Annotated in this window: 16 protein-coding genes; 14 read left to right on the top strand and 2 right to left on the bottom strand. The window is 59.5% G+C overall.

Annotated features, from left to right (window positions below; translation table 11 throughout):
* The first annotated feature begins 10 nt into the window (after window positions 1-10).
* The 9 genes from NKI08_RS23235 to NKI08_RS23275 are packed head-to-tail and all read left to right on the top strand — an operon-like array spanning window position 11 to window position 8,393.
* Window positions 11-319 carry a TrbC/VirB2 family type IV secretion system protein gene (locus NKI08_RS23235; protein WP_352772403.1) on the top strand — a complete coding sequence of 103 codons (309 nt, stop codon included), beginning with the start codon at window positions 11-13 and terminating at the stop codon, window positions 317-319.
* Window positions 319-591, top strand: coding sequence for a VirB3 family type IV secretion system protein (locus NKI08_RS23240; RefSeq protein WP_023680309.1), 273 nt, complete (start codon window positions 319-321; stop codon window positions 589-591). The genes NKI08_RS23235 and NKI08_RS23240 overlap by 1 nt, the downstream gene beginning before the upstream one ends.
* A complete protein-coding gene (trbE, locus tag NKI08_RS23245; protein WP_352772406.1) occupies window positions 585-3,035 on the top strand; it encodes a conjugal transfer protein TrbE in 2,451 nt (816 codons plus the stop codon). Before NKI08_RS23240 ends, trbE begins: the two co-directional genes overlap by 7 nt.
* Window positions 3,032-3,757, top strand: a complete 726-nt coding sequence (trbJ, locus tag NKI08_RS23250) for a P-type conjugative transfer protein TrbJ (RefSeq protein WP_023718720.1) — start codon at window positions 3,032-3,034, stop codon at window positions 3,755-3,757. The genes trbE and trbJ overlap by 4 nt, the downstream gene beginning before the upstream one ends.
* A gap of 36 nt (window positions 3,758-3,793) precedes the next feature.
* Window positions 3,794-5,116 (top strand): P-type conjugative transfer protein TrbL, encoded by a 1,323-nt coding sequence (gene trbL, locus NKI08_RS23255; protein WP_352772409.1) that lies wholly within the window; start codon window positions 3,794-3,796, stop codon window positions 5,114-5,116.
* On the top strand, window positions 5,117-5,848 hold the full coding sequence (gene trbF / locus NKI08_RS23260) for a conjugal transfer protein TrbF (RefSeq protein ID WP_352772411.1): 732 nt from the start codon (window positions 5,117-5,119) through the stop codon (window positions 5,846-5,848). It abuts the gene before it with no gap.
* Window positions 5,838-6,866, top strand: a complete 1,029-nt coding sequence (gene trbG, locus NKI08_RS23265) for a P-type conjugative transfer protein TrbG (RefSeq protein ID WP_352772414.1) — start codon at window positions 5,838-5,840, stop codon at window positions 6,864-6,866. Before trbF ends, trbG begins: the two co-directional genes overlap by 11 nt.
* A 10-nt stretch (window positions 6,867-6,876) precedes the next feature.
* On the top strand, window positions 6,877-8,094 hold the full coding sequence (locus NKI08_RS23270; RefSeq protein ID WP_352772417.1) for a TraB/TrbI/VirB10 family type IV secretion system protein: 1,218 nt from the start codon (window positions 6,877-6,879) through the stop codon (window positions 8,092-8,094).
* A gap of 11 nt (window positions 8,095-8,105) precedes the next feature.
* Window positions 8,106-8,393, top strand: coding sequence for a DUF2274 domain-containing protein (locus NKI08_RS23275; RefSeq protein WP_352772420.1), 288 nt, complete (start codon window positions 8,106-8,108; stop codon window positions 8,391-8,393).
* Window positions 8,394-8,608: 215 nt separating this feature from the next.
* Here the strand turns inward: NKI08_RS23275 and NKI08_RS23280 are convergent, their stop codons facing one another.
* Window positions 8,609-9,088 (bottom strand): hypothetical protein, encoded by a 480-nt coding sequence (locus NKI08_RS23280; protein ID WP_352772423.1) that lies wholly within the window; start codon window positions 9,086-9,088, stop codon window positions 8,609-8,611.
* 387 nt (window positions 9,089-9,475) lie between these two features.
* On the opposite strand from NKI08_RS23280, the gene NKI08_RS23285 reads away from it, so the two are divergent.
* Window positions 9,476-10,012, top strand: coding sequence for an ASCH domain-containing protein (locus tag NKI08_RS23285; protein ID WP_352772426.1), 537 nt, complete (start codon window positions 9,476-9,478; stop codon window positions 10,010-10,012).
* Window positions 10,009-11,502, top strand: coding sequence for a GNAT family N-acetyltransferase (locus NKI08_RS23290; protein ID WP_352772429.1), 1,494 nt, complete (start codon window positions 10,009-10,011; stop codon window positions 11,500-11,502). The genes NKI08_RS23285 and NKI08_RS23290 overlap by 4 nt, the downstream gene beginning before the upstream one ends.
* On the opposite strand, the gene NKI08_RS23295 is transcribed toward NKI08_RS23290, so the two are convergent.
* Window positions 11,499-11,999 carry a hypothetical protein gene (locus NKI08_RS23295; RefSeq protein ID WP_502898328.1) on the bottom strand — a complete coding sequence of 167 codons (501 nt, stop codon included), beginning with the start codon at window positions 11,997-11,999 and terminating at the stop codon, window positions 11,499-11,501. The genes NKI08_RS23290 and NKI08_RS23295 overlap by 4 nt on opposite strands.
* Window positions 12,000-12,153: 154 nt before the next feature.
* On the opposite strand from NKI08_RS23295, the gene NKI08_RS23300 reads away from it, so the two are divergent.
* The 3 genes from NKI08_RS23300 (at window position 12,154) to NKI08_RS23310 (ending at window position 15,636) form a co-directional block, all read left to right on the top strand.
* Window positions 12,154-12,696, top strand: a complete 543-nt coding sequence (locus NKI08_RS23300; protein WP_352772431.1) for an ATP-binding protein — start codon at window positions 12,154-12,156, stop codon at window positions 12,694-12,696.
* A gap of 157 nt (window positions 12,697-12,853) precedes the next feature.
* Window positions 12,854-14,194: a DUF4365 domain-containing protein gene (locus tag NKI08_RS23305; protein ID WP_352772433.1), complete on the top strand. Its 1,341-nt coding sequence runs from the start codon at window positions 12,854-12,856 to the stop codon at window positions 14,192-14,194.
* Entirely contained in the window at window positions 14,191-15,636 is a 1,446-nt protein-coding gene (locus tag NKI08_RS23310; protein ID WP_352772436.1) for an argonaute/piwi family protein, read from the top strand. The genes NKI08_RS23305 and NKI08_RS23310 overlap by 4 nt, the downstream gene beginning before the upstream one ends.
* Window positions 15,637-15,703 lie beyond the last annotated feature (67 nt).

Below are 15,703 nucleotides of genomic sequence, written 5' to 3' on the forward strand. Positions count from 1 at the left end.
AGGTCACCTCATGCTCAAGAAGCTTCGCTTCCTTTCGTCCACCGCGCTCACGTTTCTTCTCACCGTCCCGGCCCACGCAGCGGGCTCCGGCATGCCTTGGGAACAGCCGCTGCAGCAGATCCTTGAGTCGGTCCAGGGACCGGTCGCCAAGATCGTCGCGGTGATCATCATCATCACCACCGGCCTGACCCTTGCTTTCGGCGACACGGCAGGCGGTTTTCGCCGGCTGATCCAGATTGTCTTCGGCCTGTCGATCGCCTTCGCGGCATCGAGCTTCTTTCTCTCCTTCTTCTCCTTCGGCGGCGGGGCACTCGTCTGATGGCCACCGGAGAGCAGCATATCGAGGGTTTCGAAGTCCCCGTTCACAGGGCATTGACTGAGCCGATCCTGCTGGGCGGCGCGCCGCGAGCGGTGGCGATCCTCAACGGCACGGTGGCCGCGGCAATAGGCCTTGGCCTGCAGCAGTGGATCGCCGGACTGGCGCTCTGGATCGCCGGCCACACCCTCGCGGTCTTTGCCGCTCGCCGCGATCCGGACTTCGCCAGCGTGCTTGTCCGTCATCTTCGCCTGAAGGGGTGGCTTGCATGCTGAACCTTTCGGAGTATCGCGGCAAAGCCGATCGGCTTGCCGATCATCTGCCCTGGGCCGCTTTGGTCGCGCCCGGCATTGTGCTCAATAAAGACAGTAGCTTCCAGCGAACCTTCCGGTTCCGTGGCCCCGACCTTGAAAGCGCGACCGAAGCCGAGTTGGTCGGCATCTGCGCACGAGCTAACAATGCGCTACGAAGGTTGGGCTCCGGATGGGGGTTGTTTTTCGAGGCCGAGCGCGTTGAAGCGCTGGGCTATCCGAGCTCGGCTTTTCCCGATGCTGCCTCATGGCTGGTCGATAAGGAACGGCGCGCGGCCTTCGAGGGCAAGGTCGCGCACTTCGAGAGTCGCTATCATCTGACCTTGGTCTTCATGCCGGCGCCAGATGGCCAGGCGCGGGCGGAAAGCGCACTGATCGACTCGCATCACTCGGGAGGGGCTAGAGACTGGCGCCAGGAGCTGGCGTGGTTTCGCGACGAGACCGACCGCGTCCTGGATTTGCTGTCCGGCTTCATGCCGGAAGTGCGTGCCCTCGATGATGCCGAGACGCTAACCTATCTGCACGGCACAATCTCGACCTACCGCCATCCGGTCGCCATGCCGGAAACGCCAATGTATCTCGACGGTGTTCTGGTTGACGCGCCGCTTACCGGCGGCCTGGAGCCGATGCTGGGTGAGCAGCATCTGTGCACCCTCACCGTTCTTGGTTTCCCGAACGTCACCCGGCCAGGGATCCTCGACGCGCTCAACCATCAGGATTTCGCCTACCGCTGGATGACGCGCTTCATCCCGCTCGACAAGACGGAAGCCACAAAGGCACTGACCCGGTTGCGCCGTCAGTGGTTTGCCAAGCGCAAATCGGTCGCAGCTATCCTGCGCGAGGTCGTGACCAACGAACCCGTCCCTCTCGTCGATAGTGACGCCGACAACAAGGCGCTCGATGCGGATGACGCCCTTCAGGCATTGGGCGGCGATCACGTCGGCTTCGGCTATCTCACCACAACGGTGACGGTATGGGACCAGGACCGGCAGGCCGCCGCGGAAAAGCTCCGAGCGGTTGAGCGCATAGTCAATGGGCTCGGCTTCACCACGATCCGTGAAAGCATCAACGCGGTCGAGGCGTGGCTCGGCTCGTTGCCCGGTCATGTCTACGCTAACGTTCGCCAGCCGCTCGTTCACACGCTGAATCTTGCCCATGTCATGCCGCTGTCGTCGGCGTGGGCCGGTCCGGTGGACAACGAGCATCTCGCCAACGTGACTGGGACCGAATCCCCGCCGCTTCTCTTCGCAGAGACCAACGGGTCGACACCGTTTCGGGTTTCCACCCACGTCGGCGATGTCGGCCACATGCTGGTCGTTGGGCCGACCGGTGCCGGCAAGTCGGTTCTGCTCGCGCTAGTCGCTCTGCAGTTTCGACGCTATGCCGGGGCGCAGGTCTATGTCTTCGACAAGGGCAATTCGGCTCGTGCGGCAACACTGGCCATGGGCGGAGAACACCACGCGCTGGGCGCGGATGGTGCGCTTGCCTTCCAGCCACTGAGCAATATCGGCGACCAGGCTACTCGCAGCTGGGCGGCGGAATGGATCGCCGGCCTCGTTGCCCATGAGAATGTCACCGTTACGCCGGAGGTAAAGGAGGCGATCTGGTCGGCACTCATCAGCCTTGCCACTGCGCCGGTGCGGGAACGCACGCTGACGGGCCTGTCGGTTCTGCTTCAGTCCAATGGGCTCAAGGCCGCGTTGATGCCCTACACGCTCGACGGTCCCTTCGGCCGGCTGCTCGATGCCGATGAAGATCGGCTGGCTTTGTCGGATGTGCAGTGTTTCGAGACCGAAGAGCTGATGCACAGCCAAGGCGCTGTGCTCCCGGTGCTCACCTATCTGTTCCATCGTCTCGAGGAGCGGTTCGACGGACGGCCGACGCTGCTGATGCTCGACGAGGCGTGGGTCTATCTCGACAACCCTCTCTTTGCCGCCCGCATCCGCGAATGGCTGAAGGTGCTGCGAAAGAAGAACGTCTCCGTCATTTTCGCCACGCAGTCACTTGCAGACATCGCTGCCTCGTCGATCGCGCCGGCAATCATCGAGAGCTGCCCACAGCGCATTTTTCTTCCCAATGACCGTGCCGTGGAACCGCAGGTGCGGGCAGCCTATGAGTGCTTCGGCCTGAACGAGCGGCAAATCGAATTGGTCGCCCGTGCCACACCGAAGCGCCAGTATTATCTGCAGTCGCGCCGCGGCAACCGCCTCTTCGAGCTCGGGCTCGGCCCGATCGCTCTTGCGCTCTGCGGCGCCTCTGATCCGGCCACGCAAGCTTTGATCGACAGCGTCCTGTCAGAGCACGGGCAGGACAGCTTTGCCTCCCGGTTCCTGAGTGCGCGCGGCCTCGATTGGGCTGCCGAGCTTCTCCAGCAATTCCCTCAACCAGACAAGGAGCAATCGTCATGATGCGGCGCCGCCTTCTCACCAGCCTGATCACCGTTTCCCTAATCGCAAAACCGATGGCCGACTACGTCCAGCCGGCCCACGCCCTGATCGTGTTCGATCCGTCGAATTATGCGCAGAACGTGCTGACAGCGGCACGTTCTCTGGAGCAGATAAACAACCAGATCCAGTCGCTTCAGAACCAGGCGACGATGCTGCAGAACATGGCGCGGAATCTTCAGCGCTTGGATTTTTCTTCCGTCGGCCAGCTCACAGGTTCGCTCCAACGGATCGACGGCCTGATGACCCAGGCCAGCGGCCTGAGCTTCGATCTCGACAAGCTTCAGAACCAGTGGCGTGTGCAATATCCGGAAAGCTACGACGCCACAATCAAGGTCAGCGATGTGGCGAGCGCCGCGCGCGAGCGCTGGCAAAACGCCATGCAGGCGTTCCGCCAAACCATGAGCGCGCAGTCGCAGATCGTGGAGAACGTGCGGGCCGACGGCGACCTGCTTACCGATCTCGTCAACCGCAGTCAGGGCGCGGCAGGTGCCCTTGAGGCAAGCCAGGCCACCAATCAGCTGATCGCGCTTTCGACCAAGCAGCAGATTCAGATCCAGACGCTGCTCGCGACCCAGTTCCGGGCTGAAGCCGAAGATGCTGCCCGCAAGGCGCAGTCCGAGGAAGCCGCCCGCGAGACGACGAAGCGTTTCCTGGGCACCGGAACGGCCTATCCCGGCAACTGATCAACAGTTCTTCAAGACAACGAGGAAGGCGGCGACATGAACGACCTCGGCGTCATTGATCGCTTCATGGAGACTTTTACCCGCTATATTGATAGCGGGTTCGGTCTGCTTTCGGGCGACGTCGCCTTTCTCACCACCATCCTGATCGGCATCGACATCACGCTGGCAGGCCTGGTCTGGGCGTTCGGCGGCGAGCCCAATGTTCTTGGCCGGCTTGTCCGAAAAGTGCTCTATGTCGGCGCCTTCGCCTTCATCCTGAACAATTTTAAGAACCTCGCCGACATCATCTACCATTCCTTTGCCGGGCTCGGCATCAACGCATCGGCCGGCAATCTGTCCGCCGACAGTCTCCTGCGGCCAGGCCGCATTGCCGCGGCCGGCTTCGAGGGCGCCTGGCCGCTGCTCAATCAAGCGAGCCAGCTAGTCGGCTTCCCCGAGATCTTTGGCAACGCGCTGACCATCTTCGTGCTGCTTCTCGCCTGGTTTCTGGTCCTCATCGCCTTCTTCATTCTTTCAATTCAGCTCTTCATCACTATCCTGGAGTTCAAACTCACCACATTGGCCGGTTTTGTTCTGGTGCCCTTCGCGCTCTGGAACCGCTCGGCGTTTCTGGCCGAGCGCGTGCTCGGCAATGTGATCTCGTCGGGCATTAAGGTGATGGTGCTTGCTGTCATCGTCGGCATCGGCTCCACGCTCTTCGGCGAGTTCGCTTCCGCGCTGCAAGGCAAGGAGCCGGACTTGGCCGCGGCCATGTCACAGGTACTGGGCGCGTTGGCGCTGCTTGGGCTCGGCATTTTCGGGCCGGGAATTGCCTCGGGTCTTGTTTCCGGCGCGCCGCAGCTTGGCGCGGGAGCCGCACTCGGAACCACCGCGGCGGCCGCCGGATCAACGCTCGTTGCCGGAGGTGCGGCGCTTGCCGGCGCGCGCATGGCAACCGGCGGCGGTCTCGCCGCCGTTCGAGCCGGCACGGCCATGGGATCGGCTGCTTCCACAGCTTGGCAGATGGGGCGTGCAACATCGCCCGAGTCCGGCCTCTCCGGCGTAGCTGCTGGACTGCAGGGCGTTGCCGGCGCAACTGGCGGCGCCGCGATGCGGGGAATGCGATCTGCAAAAGAACCATTCCGGCGCAGCGCCGATGCCGGCCGCGATGCCGCCTGGACCGCGACGGGCGGCACGCCCACCGTATCAATGATCGGAAACCCTGCCGCGTCAGGTGCCAATGCCGCGCCGGCGTGGGCGAGGCGCTTGCGTTCCGAACAGACCGCGCGCGCCCATCGCCACGCCGCCACGCAGGCCGTCCGCGATGGCGATCGGGGTGGAAGCGGCGCCAACCCCTCTCTCAACGATAAGGAAGACTAGATGCTCTTCAAGCGACCTGTTCAGCGTTACGGGAAGACGCCCCACCCCGTCACACCATACCAGAAGGCCGCCCAACTTTGGGACGAGCGCATCGGCACTGCGCGCGTGCAGGCAAGGAACTGGCGCCTGATGGCCTTTGGCTGCCTCGCTCTGGCCACCGGGCTCTCTGGTGGACTCTTGTGGCAGTCGATGCAGGGCCGCGTCGTGCCCTATCTCGTCGAGGTTGATCGTTTCGGCGAGGCGCGCGCCGTCGCTCCAGCAATCCGCGACTACGAGCCCACCGATGCCCAGATCGCCTGGCATCTCGGCCGCTTCATCCAGAATGTCCGGTCTGTTTCCACCGATGCGGTGCTGGTGCGGCAGAATTGGCTCTCGGCCTACGACTTCGCCACCGACCGTGGAGCCCTCTTTCTCAACGAGTACGCTAAGGCCAACGACCCGTTCGGCAAGATCGGCACGCGCAGCGTCTCGGTGCAGGTGACGAGCGTGGTCCGAGCGTCCGACAGCTCCTATCAAGTCAAATGGACCGAGCAGGTCTTTGAGCGCGGCAGCCTCGCCAGCACAACGCGTTGGACCGGGATCCTCACCATTGTGATCCGGCCGCCGAACAATGCCGATCAGCTGCGCAAAAACCCGCTCGGCGTCTTCATCAACGCCATCGACTGGTCGCGCGAGCTCGACAGTGCCGCGCAAACTTCCGTTCCCCCAAAGGAGCCCGCCAATGATAAATAGACTCTCGTCGCTCCGCACTGCGCTGATCCTGTCTGCGTCGGCTGCGGTCATTTCCGCCTGTGCCTCGAAGCCGGTGCCGCCACCTCAGATTTCCTATGATGCTGCCAAATTCCAACCGGCGGCAATCGAAAAGGCGCCGGAGATGCCCGTCAAAGTCGTGGAAGTGCCGAAACCGCTACCGCTGCCCGGCCAGTTGCAGCCCGAGCCGGGCAAGGCTGCTGAAGACAGGCGCTCGCCTGAAGAACGTGTCGCCGATGCCAACAAGGCGGCCACGCAGCAACCCACCAAATATGGCTATGTGAATGCGGTGCAGGTTTACCCGTTTACCGAAGGCGCGCTCTACCAGCTCTATGCCGCACCGGAGCGCGTCAGCGATATCGCTCTGCAGTCAGGCGAGAAACTCCAATCCGTGTCGGCCGGCGATACAGTGCGCTGGGTAATTGGCGACACCGTCAGTGGCTCCGGCGATGACCAGCGCACCCATGTGCTGGTGAAGCCCTTCGCGCCAGGACTTGCCACCAATCTGGTGATCACCACGGACCGGCGAAGCTATCACCTGCAGCTTCAAAGCACGGATAAGACCGCCATGGCGGCCATCTCCTGGACTTACAGCGAGGACCAGATCATCGCGCTACGCCGGCGCAATGCGCAGGCCGACGCCACTATGCCAGTGGCGTCGAATGTGGCTCTCGAAAATATTCGCTTCCGCTATTCGATTACCGGCGACATGCCGCCCTGGAGGCCGACGCGCGCGTTCGATGATGGCAGCAAGGTCTACATCGAGTTCCCGCGCCGCATCGATCAGGGCGAGGCCCCACCGCTCTTCATCGTCGGTGCTGACGGGGACAACCAGCTCGTCAACTACCGCATACGGGGCAACTATTACATCGTCGATCGCCTCTTCGCCGCAGCCGAACTGCGCCTCGGCGCCAAGCAGCAGCAGGTGGTGCGCATCACGAGGACCGACGGCAGGCAAGCGCCGAGGCGGATATTGCTCTTTTCGCGTTCCAGCAGGTGAGGGACGGCCCATGACGGATACTTCCCGCTCCGATGCTCCACCGAAACTCGATCCAGAACAGCTGCAGCTGCGGGCCTCGCCTCGCCGCGCTGTGCGCTTCAAGCGCGGCATTATTGTCGCCATTGCTGCTGTTGGTTCCGGGACCGTTCTAGGCGTCGCCATGATGGCGCTGCAGGGACCGGCGCTGCGCATCAAAGAGCAGGCTGAAGAGCTTTACAACACTGAGCGGAAGCCAACCGCGGAGGCAATTGAAAGGCTGCCTAAGGACTATTCCGGAATCAAGCCCAAGCCTCCGGAACTTGGACCCCCGCTGCCCGGCGACCTCGGCCGCCCCATCCTTGAGCATCAACGCCAACTGGGCATAGCGCCGGGCCAGGAGGTTTCGGCGGAGGAGCAGCGCCTTGCACAGCAGGCGATGGAGGCGCGCGAATCGCAAGTCTTCTTTCGGATCGAAAATCGACCCCGGCAAGCGGATGCCGCCGCCAACGGGCAGGGCGGGCGCCCACCCTTTCATGGAACGGCTCCGCAATCGGATGCCGCACGCGATTCAGCTTCCGTTGCACCGGCCGAGGGCGACCAAAACAATCAACAGCGCAAGCTCGATTTTGTCAGCCAGCGGAACACAAGTGGAATCTACAATCTGCATGCACTGCAGACGCCGGTTTCGCCGTATCAGCTGATGGCCGGCAGCGTCATCGCAGCGAGCCTGATCACTGGCATCAATTCCGATTTGCCCGGCCTCGTCGTCGCACAGGTCACCGAGAATGTGCACGACACAGTCACCGGCAGTACCTTGCTCATTCCGCAAGGCTCTCGCCTGATTGGCACCTATGACAGCGTTGTTGCCTTTGGACAAAGGCGCGCGCTGCTGGTCTGGCAACGGATACTGCTGCCCGACGGCTCTTCGATCGAAATTGACAATCTGCCGGCAACAGACACTGCCGGCTATGCGGGGCTTGAGGACAAGGTGGATTTCCATACCTGGCAGCTGATCAAAGGCGTTGCGCTGGCCACGTTGCTAGGGGTCGGCACGGAGCTGAGCCTCGGGGAAGAGGAAAGCGACCTGGTCAAAGCAATCCGCGAATCCGCTCAGCAGAACGTCAGTCAAGCTGGCCAGCGCATCACCGAGAAGAACCTCAATATCCAACCCACCATCACTGTCCGGCCCGGTTGGCCACTGCGCGTCATCGTGCACAAGGATCTTGTGCTGCGGCCGTACCCGAATTGACTGGAGTCATCATGACCAATCTGAAACTCGGCAAACTTCCGGATCGGACACCTTCGAAGATCACCATAAGCGTAAGTGCAGACCTGAACCAAGCACTGCAGGACTATGCGGCGCTTTATCGTCAGACCTATGGCGAGTCCGAATCGGTAGCGGAACTGATCCCGTTCATGCTGGCGGAGTTCCTGGACAGCGATCGAGCGTTTGCCAAGGCCAGAAAGGAAGGACTCCCTGTCGTCGACACCAGAGAAATCGCGACGGCAGCCAATTTCAGGGTCCGAATAAGTGACAGCGACCAGTGAGTCCGAGGGGGCACCTTTCTAGGCGGGCAAATGCATTGAAGCAATTTGCCGGCGACAAGCCGAAACATAGGGCACGATAGACGAGCTGATCTGCCCCGAACCAGTGCCGGCTCTGCGCCTCATCCCGGTCATTTGCACTATCGAGGTCATCTACCGAAAGCGGACATTTTTCGGCCGACTTCACCGATCGCATTTCTGGAAAGAGTTCCGGAGCTCTAGCTAAAAATGGGCGTGTCCCAGTCGGTCTCGGAAAAAACCTGTGTCGCAATGAAGTCCATCAATGCGAGACCGGCAGGCAAAAATTGAGCCGTACGTTCATAAGTGAATGGCGCGGCCTTCTGTTTCTTGTTGCCGTGGGCGACGTTGTTCCGTAGCTGCGCATAACTTCGAGACAAGAGCCAATCCCAGGAATCGATTGGTTCATTGTCGCTGTCCCAATCGATGCGGTCGTTCTCCTTGATCACCAGATACTGTGGCGCGGTTTGTGCAAAAATCTCGAACCCTGATTTGGAAAAATCGAAGGACTTGAAAGGAAACTTTGCCTCAACGCGCTGTGCGAGCTTTGTCCAGTTGATGCCCGAAATCACGTTAAAGGTCCTCAGCGACTTGGTCAGAGCGAGTGCGATATCCCGATTGACTACGAAGAACTCGAACTTCGACGCTTTCAGCATGAACCTTGCAATTTCCTTCTCCATCGCCGCCTCCCTTTGCGCGAAAACATTCAGGCGTCATCACAAACCTGCCCCCTGGCGTCAGGCGCAGGCCCGATCCTGATGGTAGAACGGATTGCACCGGTCCGGCAACCGGCTCAGTCCTGTGGCGCGACCCTTCCGGTCGTACCAATGAAGTCAACCCATATTGGATGTAGCTGCTGTGTGAGTTGTCCACTATGTCCGGAATACGAGGATGGATGCCTGGTCGAGCGAACTGGACCTTACGGTCGGTTCCTCGGCTGTGTTCGACATCCAACGTGCGTCGGACAGGCTCAGATATCGACCGTTATGAAGGTGCAGTGGGGGCGAGCGTGACGCTTGCTACGGCATTACGTGCGGGCTTGCGAACCGCAACACATTGGAAGCGAATTGGTCGCGACGCCGATTTTGGAGAGACAGCAGTTCACATTTTGGTTTGTACGCGATAATGCCGATCATGAGAAAAATTGCGATCGTCAAAGAATGAGCAATCTGGACCTGTTCCGCCACGACTTCGTTCTGAGTATCAAGCCAGAGTACGCTATCAAAATTGTAAGCGGTCAGAAGAAAGTCGAACTGAGGCGTCGATTTCCGTATGGGACGGTCACCGGCGCGGTCATGTACATTTACGCGTCGGCTCCGATCCAAGCAGTGATCGGGTACGCTACGATCTCTACCGTGGAAGAACTCCCGGTCGAGCGCATATGGGCAAACTATAGTGACGTGGCCTTCATTGCGCGTGATGACTTCGATGCGTACTATGCTGAGAGGACGTCCGGCTTCGTGATCAAGCTACAGGATCCGGTCGCCGTCCCGGAACCCGTCCCCCTATCCTTACTCAAGGATCGTCTCGGCTTTACGCCGCCACAGTCATTCGCTTATGCCGACGATGCCTTTCGTCAGCTGATCCGGGGTTCCGAGAGATGAAGCTGCTCATCGACACCAATGTCATCATCCAGCTCGAGGATTCGAAAGAGATTAAGGCTCAGTTCGCCGACCTGCAGCGCAAATGCCAGGAGCACGGAATATCCGTCTTCGTACATGAAGCTTCGTTGGAAGATATCGAACGCGATCCCGACAAGGATCGTAGGAAGATCACTCTTTCTAAGGTCAAGAAGTTCCGCCAGTTGAAGGGCGTTCACGTTCCTCCCGAGGAGGAACTGGCAAAGCTGTACGGCAAGCTGCCGAAGCCGAATGACGTTTGCGACGCGAAGATGCTGCACGCGGTCGCGGATGGTGTCGTGGAGCTGTTCGTTACGGAGGATGACGGCATTCATCGACGCGCGAAGGCCGCCGGTCTCAGCGAACAAGTTCTGACAGTCGCTGATGCGGTCGCGTGGCTTAAGCAGGCGTACGAACCGGATCAGGTTTTCCTGCCCTCCGTCGAATACGTCAAAGCGTACAATATCGACTTCAAGGATGAGATTTTTGACGATCTGGCCGCCGATTACGTCGGGTTCCGGGAGGTATGGGTGCCGAAGTGCAAGGAAGAGCACCGCGACTGCTGGGTGATCAAGAATGGCGGCAAGCTAGCCGCGATCGTCATTCGAAAAGACGAGACCCACGCCGAAGCCGGCACGCGTTACGCCGCTGCCAAGATTCTAAAGATCTGCACCTTCAAGGTGGCCCAGGGCTATAGGGGCCAAAAGCTCGGTGAGCAGTTGCTGAAGCAGGTCCTATGGCATTGCCAACGGAACGGCTACGACCTGACCTATGTCACCGCGTTTCCCAAGCAGGAGGCTCTAATCCGCCTGCTTGAAGAATACGGGTTCGAGAAAACCAAAACGCTCGCGAAACATGAGCTAGTCTACGAAAAGCCTATGGGAAGCGGGCCGTTGTCGGCCGGAACCGATAAGCTCAGGACCGTGAAGAAGAACTACCCACGGTTTTCGGACGACGCTTCTGTGGGCAAGTTCGTCGTGCCTATCCAGCCGGGATATCATCGGAAGTTGTTCCCTGAGGTGACCGCTCCGACGACCGGAAGCACCGGGGTGCCAGGCGGCAAACCTGGCAATACCATTAAGAAAGTCTACATCTGCCACGCCCCAACGAATGCATTGCAGCCTGGAGATCTGCTCTTCTTCTATATGACCAAGTCCCCGTCCTACGGCTCCCAATCAATGACGAGCGTGGGCATTGTGGAATCCGTCCGTTGGACCCTCGATGTGAACGAGGTACGAAAGTGGACTGCGAAACGATCCGTGTTTTCGGATACGGAACTCGCCCACTGGGTGGCGGGATCGCGTCCGCTTAAGGTCATCGACTTCCTGCTGATCGGGCACCTGGAGCCGACCGTGCCGTTGATCGACTTGCTCGGCTACGGCGTCCTGCCTTCGTGGCCGCAGTCGATAAACAAGATTCCCCAATCGGCTTACGCGAAGCTGAAAACGCTCCTGAAGCTGGGCTTCAAGTTTTAGACGGAAGCGGATTGCAGCACCACGTTCCAGGCCAAAGTCTTTCGCTTCGTCGCCGTTCGCTCGAGGGCGAACTCGTAAATGCAGACCGTGTCATCCGGCATTATGCGGCCGTAGAAGTGCTGCAGCGTACCGAGCAATTCCTCTAGGGAAGAAAATCCGTCGGAACGCGCATCAGCTTCGGTTAGGCCATTAAATGTGGAGTAACGCACGCTGAGGACACGAAGACGGGCAAGGCAACGATACTCGTCATGCGGCGCTTGCTCGGCAGCGGCGTAAAGTGGCAGCACAGGCCCAGCGGGGTACTCGACCCTATCGCGGTCGTATCGGATTGTCGTCGATTTCTGCTCAGACAGCACCTTGTCCGCGAGGCGTTCGGTCATGACGAAGCGCTCACGCGGGACGGAAGATCGTTCGGGAAACTCGTCCGCGAGCCTTGTCTTCAGACGCTCGAGAGCGGCGTCGTACAGCCCTGGGGGCGTAGGAAACACGAATTGCAATGGGCCACTCCTGACTTCTCCGGACTCTATGCGAACGCGAGAGAAATCGAAACGGTCCCACGCAAACTTCTCGTGGACAGCGTGTACAATGTAGCGGGCGATTTCGTCGCAGGGTCGTCTATGGGAGAGGCACAGGCTAGAGGAAGTTGGGTCGATGACGAGAGTCGCATTGGTGGTCGGCGTGTCCGGTGTTGGAAAATCGTACGTGATTGGACGATGTGCCGCAAATGCCGGCCTCATCCATGTTCAGGCAAGCGATGTCCTACGGCAAGCGAAAGCCGACCTGCTGGCTCGAACCGTAGACCGCGAAGAACTCAGAAAAGGTCAAGTTCTCGACAATCAGACGCTGCTAAGCGAAGCTTTCGGGAAGTTGCGCGCGAGGGAGAGCCGTCCCATCGTTTTCGACGCGCATAACATCATCGACACCGACGACGGCTATGTCGAAATCCCTCTGGAGGTCTTCCGACTGATCGATCCGTACGTTGTGATAGCTCTTTACGGCGATCCTGAAAGTATCCTCGGTCACAGGAGTCGGGACACGAGCAGGGTCCGCCCGGACAGGACTTTTGGCCAGATTGCCGAGTACCAAGCCCTGGTCATAGCGCTCGCCGAGAAGCATGCCCGGGATCTCGGCGTGCCGTTGCGTCTGGTAGGCGCGGGTGACGAGGAAGCTTTCGCTCGGGCGATTTTGGCTTAGAGGTCGATAGAGCTTGGACTTCCTTCGAGTGCCGTGGCACCTATCCGGTGACAACTCGTCGTGAAAATTGAAGCGCAGACCGCGCCGTCGTATTCCTAACCGAACGATTCTTGTCCCTATTCTCGATTCTGGGTCGCATACTCTCGTTGAGCGGAAGATGGCGAAGAAGATTGGGCGTACCGATATCATCGGCGAACGCGGCATCGCGTATATTCGCCAAGTCGTGTTGAACATGGGCTTCATGTTCTACGAGACTGGCGGCGTGGAAGCCGGAATCGATGGATTTATCGAACTACGCGATGAAACGACGGGAGCCGTCTCAAACCTGTTGCTGCAAGTTCAGGGAAAGGCAACCGAGCGCACGCGACTGCAGGCCGAAACCGACACCACGTTTGAGTTCCCCTTGGCAGAAGCAGACATCCAGTACTGGATGCATGGCACGGCTCCTGTTCTGCTGCTCGTCGTAAAGCTCGACGAAGGGAAGGCCTATTGGAAGTCGATCAAGGAATGGTTCAGTGACACCGAGAACTTGAAGTCGAGGAAGGTCGTCTTCGACAAGCGATCTGATTTTTTCTCTGTCGACGCGAAGGCCGCGATCGTGGCGGTAGCCACTTCGGCAAAGCCCGGGTCCACGGGACCTAGCGTGCGTCTCCACGAATCCCTGCTCGTCAATCTGTTGGAGATCGGTTTCGCGCCTAAGATCTACTGGGCCCCAACCGACCACCACACGGACAAATCTTTCGGAGCCGCCCTGAGGGAGCTGGACTCGAAAGCCTCTTCCGAGTGGATAGTCAGGAGCAATGCGGTCCTGTCATTCAACGACTTGGACAAGTGGCCCTGGAACAAAATTTGCGATGTGTCGGCGATGGAAGTCTTCGACACCTCCGAGTGGTCGGACAGCGACGACGTGGATCGGGTTCGTGATTTCGTTGCGCTGTTGAATAGGGCAATCGGGGATTTTGTGAGACCCGACCTTCGTCGCGATCGCGACAGCGGCATCCTGTATTTCGTGAAGCCGAGAAACCGAGGGAAGCTCAACTACGCCTACAGGAGCGTCCAGAACTTGACTACGCGTCGCGTTGTCAAAGGCTATGGTCGCCAGCGCGAGCATCCGGGGAAGCCTGCTTACTTTCGTCATTCGGGCTTCCGCCCGTATTTCGTCCGCTATGATCAGAAATGGTACGTCGAGGTTACGCCGACCTATCATTTCAGCAGGGATGGCCGGGAGCCCGATTTCAAGGCAGGCGAACATCTTAAGAAGATCAAAGAACTCGAGAACAACGCTGCTGTCATGGGCCAGTTTGTGATGTGGCAGGCGTTTCTGACTACCCACCGGACGGGAGACCTTCTCGGGGAGGCCTACCCACATCTCAGATTCGCGCCGTTGGAATCATTGGAACTCGACGTGGGTGTGCCGGATCAACTTTGGACCGCGCAAGAATCCAATCCTTCCTCGCCGCTGTTCGACTTCGACAAGATGCAGGAGGGCACGGAATGAGGCTTTCTCATCTGGCCGAGCCCGAACTGGAATTCGGAAGCGGGCTGCGGCATCCCGACATCCGCTTCGGGATCATGGACTACGGTCCCTTTGACGTGCACATCGGTGGTGCGCCTAGACGCGTCAAGCTTGGAATAGTCGGGAGCGCGGACACCGTGGAAGGCACCGCCAGATGGATCGAGGCATGCTCTGACGGTTTCGAAGCAAAGCCCAGCCGCCAGGCAAACCTGTTCCCACGGTTCCCAGGTCTGCGGAACGATGAAACCTTTCGATGCGAATTCACCACATCGAGCGAGCTTCAGCGAATCCTTCCGACAAAGGAAATCGGCCGTCTGGTTGCGGTTCCGGGGCAAAGGGAGGTCACTCGCGAGGTGGTCAGCACGATCGTCGACGAAATCGCGGTCCTTGCTGAAAGGACCGCGCGACCCGATGTCGTTCTTATCGCGTTGCCTGTCGAGATAATCGAAAGGACCGTGAATGCACGTGAAGCCACAGGCGAGAACGAAGACGAGGTCGGGGAAGCGGAGCCAGGCAACGAACTAGATTTCCGCGGCATGCTCAAGGCAGCGTGCATGCGCCTGCGTATCCCTATTCAGTTGATGTGGCCAACCACGTTCGATCCGTCTTACCGCATACCTCGGAAACTGAAGGAGAACAGCGACCGGCGAACGCAGGATCCTGCCACCATCGCCTGGAACCTTGTCACTGCCATCTACTACAAAGCCGGTGGCCTTCCGTGGCGCCTCGCGAGGGATGCCCGAGAACTTAGAACATCTTTCGTCGGTCTGAGCTTCTACCGATCGGTGGAAGGCGAGCATATGCATACGAGCACCGCCCAGATGTTTGATGAGAGAGGGGAAGGTTTAATCCTTCGCGGCGGCCGCATGGTCGAAAGCGAAGAAGACCGTTCGCCCCATCTCACCGCCGAAGATGCCTATACGCTCCTGAGAGATTCCCTGAAGGTGTTTCGCGGTCAGCACGGCCACTACCCAGCCCGCGTGGTGCTGCATAAGACATCGCGTTTCGATTCGAACGAACTGGATGGTTTTCACAAGGCTATTGACGAGCGCGACATCGACTATGCTGATTTCGTCTGGATTCAGAAATCGATGACACGCCTTTATCGGCTCGGCGTCTATCCCCCATTGAGAGGCAGCCTTTTGCGCTTCAGCAAGGATCAGGCTCTCCTTTACACGCGCGGCAGCGTCGACTTCTTCCGCACATATCCCGGCATGTATGTGCCACGGCCGCTGATGCTGCGATGTCAGGTTCTCGGTCAGCCACTGCAGCATATCGCGCACGAAACCTTGGCTTTGACCAAGATGAATTGGAACAACACTCAGTTCGACAACGGAATGCCGATTACCATTGCTGCGGCAAGGCAGGTGGGCCAGGTGCTCAAATACCGTAAGCGCGAATTTCCCCGCACCTTTTGCTGTTGAGTGCTCTGATGCATGAGGTGTCCACCAAAATAGGTGGACACCTTGTGATGGAAGAAGATGAGCAGAA

Origin of the sequence: Mesorhizobium sp. M0768, assembly GCF_040320195.1 — a bacterium.
GTDB lineage: Bacteria > Pseudomonadota > Alphaproteobacteria > Rhizobiales > Rhizobiaceae > Mesorhizobium.

Excerpts from the sequence above, each read along its gene's own strand:
- NKI08_RS23235 (WP_352772403.1), top strand. The coding sequence starts at position 11 with ATGCTCAAGAAGCTTCGCTTCCTTTCGTCCACCGCGCTCACGTTTCTT.
- NKI08_RS23240 (WP_023680309.1), top strand. The coding sequence starts at position 319 with ATGGCCACCGGAGAGCAGCATATCGAGGGTTTCGAAGTCCCCGTTCAC.
- trbE (WP_352772406.1), top strand. The coding sequence starts at position 585 with ATGCTGAACCTTTCGGAGTATCGCGGCAAAGCCGATCGGCTTGCCGAT.
- trbJ (WP_023718720.1), top strand. The coding sequence starts at position 3,032 with ATGATGCGGCGCCGCCTTCTCACCAGCCTGATCACCGTTTCCCTAATC.
- trbL (WP_352772409.1), top strand. The coding sequence starts at position 3,794 with ATGAACGACCTCGGCGTCATTGATCGCTTCATGGAGACTTTTACCCGC.
- trbF (WP_352772411.1), top strand. The coding sequence starts at position 5,117 with ATGCTCTTCAAGCGACCTGTTCAGCGTTACGGGAAGACGCCCCACCCC.
- trbG (WP_352772414.1), top strand. The coding sequence starts at position 5,838 with ATGATAAATAGACTCTCGTCGCTCCGCACTGCGCTGATCCTGTCTGCG.
- NKI08_RS23270 (WP_352772417.1), top strand. The coding sequence starts at position 6,877 with ATGACGGATACTTCCCGCTCCGATGCTCCACCGAAACTCGATCCAGAA.
- NKI08_RS23275 (WP_352772420.1), top strand. The coding sequence starts at position 8,106 with ATGACCAATCTGAAACTCGGCAAACTTCCGGATCGGACACCTTCGAAG.
- NKI08_RS23280 (WP_352772423.1), bottom strand. The coding sequence starts at position 9,088 with ATGGAGAAGGAAATTGCAAGGTTCATGCTGAAAGCGTCGAAGTTCGAG.
- NKI08_RS23290 (WP_352772429.1), top strand. The coding sequence starts at position 10,009 with ATGAAGCTGCTCATCGACACCAATGTCATCATCCAGCTCGAGGATTCG.
- NKI08_RS23300 (WP_352772431.1), top strand. The coding sequence starts at position 12,154 with ATGACGAGAGTCGCATTGGTGGTCGGCGTGTCCGGTGTTGGAAAATCG.
- NKI08_RS23305 (WP_352772433.1), top strand. The coding sequence starts at position 12,854 with ATGGCGAAGAAGATTGGGCGTACCGATATCATCGGCGAACGCGGCATC.
- NKI08_RS23310 (WP_352772436.1), top strand. The coding sequence starts at position 14,191 with ATGAGGCTTTCTCATCTGGCCGAGCCCGAACTGGAATTCGGAAGCGGG.